Consider the following 2,613-nt stretch of genomic DNA (forward strand, 5'->3'; position numbering starts at 1 on the left):
GAGTTCGCCGTCGCTTTGTCCGATCTGGACGTCGCTGATGATCGCGTTCACCATATGCGGTTGTCCGCGGTCGGTCATCAGCCGGATCGAGACCGGCATGCCGAGAAACACACCGGGCGGCAGGTTGCGGCGGGTCGACACGCAGGTCAGACTTCCGCGAATCCCGAACTTCCGCTACGGCGTGACGCCGACAGCCAGCCGGCTCTACAGCCTGGTGCGCAAGGGCAGCATGAGCACGCCGGCCGACGTGCTGAACCGTTTCTGGCAGGATCTGCGCGACAGGACGCGCGTGAAAATTGACCACCCGGATCTGCCCGACGTCATGAAGCAGGTTGCCGCCGAGGCGGTGCTGACCATCTGGCGGGCGGCCTCGGAGCGGGCCACGACGGAGCTTGCCGCGCTACGCGCCGAAGCGAGGCACCAGACTCACGAAGCCCAAGCCATCCGCGATCAGACTATCGTCAGCCTTGAAGCGGCGCAACAGGAAGTGGTCACCGCTCAGGCCCAGCTTGATGCAGGTCGTGCGCAGCTTGCAGAAAGTCGCGAGGCGCTATCCGCCGAGCGGCAGGCACACGCGGCTACGGACGCCCGTCTGCAAGAGACACGCCGTCAGCTTGACGACGCGTCGCATCAGCGTGCACAGCTCAAGATCGAATTCGACATCGAGCTCGAGCACGCACGGGAGCGCGCCGAAGCCGCCGAGACACGCGCGCTTGCTCACGAAAAACGTGCCCTGCGGGAAATCGACCAGGAGCGCACGGCCCGCCAGAAGAGCGAGAAACACCTCGAAGAACTGCGCGCGCAACTGGCAGCAGCGAAGGACCACCTCAAGGACATCGCCGTCCAGCACGCCGCAACACTTGCCACATCGCGCACGGAACTGGGCCTTGCAAACCAACAGACTGAAACCGCCGTTCACCAGTATCACACCACGATCGACGAACTGGCGCGCACCCGATCGCTCCTGCAGGAAGCACAGTCGCGCGCCGGACGCGCTGAAACAGAAGCAGAAATCACGCGAAGACTCGTCGGCGAACTCAGCCAATCATCCGCGGCACGAACCAGCCACCGAACAAAGGCGACCTGATTGCCTTTCCGTTCCGTTGATCCCCAAAGGCAGATCTGTGTTCCCGCGCTGTATGAGAAGTACCCAATCCAGCCTGTCAGAAGAGCCGACCGGCAACTGGTCGCGCCTACCGACGAAATGGGCGGCCAGCGGCAACACCAAAGTGCGGGCGCGGAGCTCAAGCAGACGTCGCCGGCGGCCTGTGGCATATCCTGCTGAACGGACATTACACCTTTCAAAGCGACAGCGAAATCGACCTCGACCCACTCGCGGCAGGGCTGAAACTCAAGTGACGGAAATTTCTGGGATTCCGCGGCGAAATCTCTACCACCAAGTCAAACTAATTGGTATGATGATTTCCGCTCGCATTGGCGAGCGCTTTAATTCTTCTTAATATATTGGTTACCTTACAGGATATCGTTATGACGAAGATTAATATTGAACCTACCCTTTCATGCCAATCGAACGATGCATATCAGAGCCCGATCGGTGCTCCTGTCAAGATGCAAAAAATTGGCATCGAGCCATCGCTGTCCTGTCAATCGAATGATGCCTATCAGTCACCGATCGGCGCTGCTCAGAAGTAAAACGTTGATGTATTGCTGATGAAAGCCCGATGGCTGTTGTGTACCAGCCATCGGATAGGAAAGTCGTATCCTCTTCGGCCAGTCATATGGAAATCAAATCCAACCCTCTTTTTTTTATTAAAATAATAGATGGAAAATTGATTTTGTGGGATTACAGGCAGCATGACCAGTACGAAATATCGTCAGGCCATGTACAACGTCTTCTCGAGTTCTCTCAAGGCGCTGCTGTTTCGGACTCCGTGATCGATAGTGAAATTATAGGTAGCGGAATCCTGAAGGATGACTCACGGAATTTCAAAGACTGGGGCTGGGACTGTCTGTCGCAAATATTTCATATAGGCACGCAGATCGTATTGGAGGACGGCGCTCATCTACCAGTCGATGATGGCTACGAGGGATACGTTGCTTACTGTGCGTCGATAAGCGACAAAATTCCGGAAACGAGGTATCAACGCGAGGGAGAATTGTTCGAACTCCCAGTCGCACGGCATAAATTTCCCACTGCACCAGGCCTTACTGAAGTATTGATGCAGCGACGCACTAGTCGCTCCTTCGTCACGCAGACGATACCGCTGCAGACAGTGGCCGATGCTCTCTACTGGACATTCGGAACAGTCCACGGCGACACGCGTGAAGACATGCGGGCTGCAGGACTCCAACCGGTCGGTTACCGACGAACGTCCCCTTCCGGCGGGTCGCTGCATCCGAGCGAGGCGTATCTGGTCGCTTTGCATGTGGATGGATTGCGGGCCGGAATCTATCACTATCGCGCGAGTACGCATCAGTTAACGTTAGTAACGCACGATATCGACGGCAACACACTTGGTCGCTTGCTATGCGCACAAATGTTTGCCCAGAACCTGGCATTCGGGGTTTTTATGACGTCCCGTTTCGACAAGATGTGGTGGAAGTACCCGCACTCCCGTGCCTACCGCGTCGCGCTTTTGGATATGGGCTGCC

General features: G+C 56.9%; 2 protein-coding genes. Both read left to right on the top strand.

All coding sequences use genetic code 11. From position 1 onward, the window contains the following. The first annotated feature begins 229 nt into the window (after positions 1–229). Positions 230–1,087 carry a DNA-binding protein gene (locus WS91_RS23290; protein ID WP_081989385.1) on the top strand — a complete coding sequence of 286 codons (858 nt, stop codon included), beginning with the start codon at positions 230–232 and terminating at the stop codon, positions 1,085–1,087. Positions 1,088–1,739: 652 nt separating this feature from the next. After that, positions 1,740–2,613: nitroreductase family protein (locus WS91_RS34250; RefSeq protein WP_197422268.1), on the top strand; the 874-nt coding region annotated here is incomplete at its 3' end.

The sequence above is a fragment of the Burkholderia sp. MSMB1498 genome (assembly GCF_001526245.1).
Taxonomy (GTDB): domain Bacteria; phylum Pseudomonadota; class Gammaproteobacteria; order Burkholderiales; family Burkholderiaceae; genus Burkholderia; species Burkholderia savannae.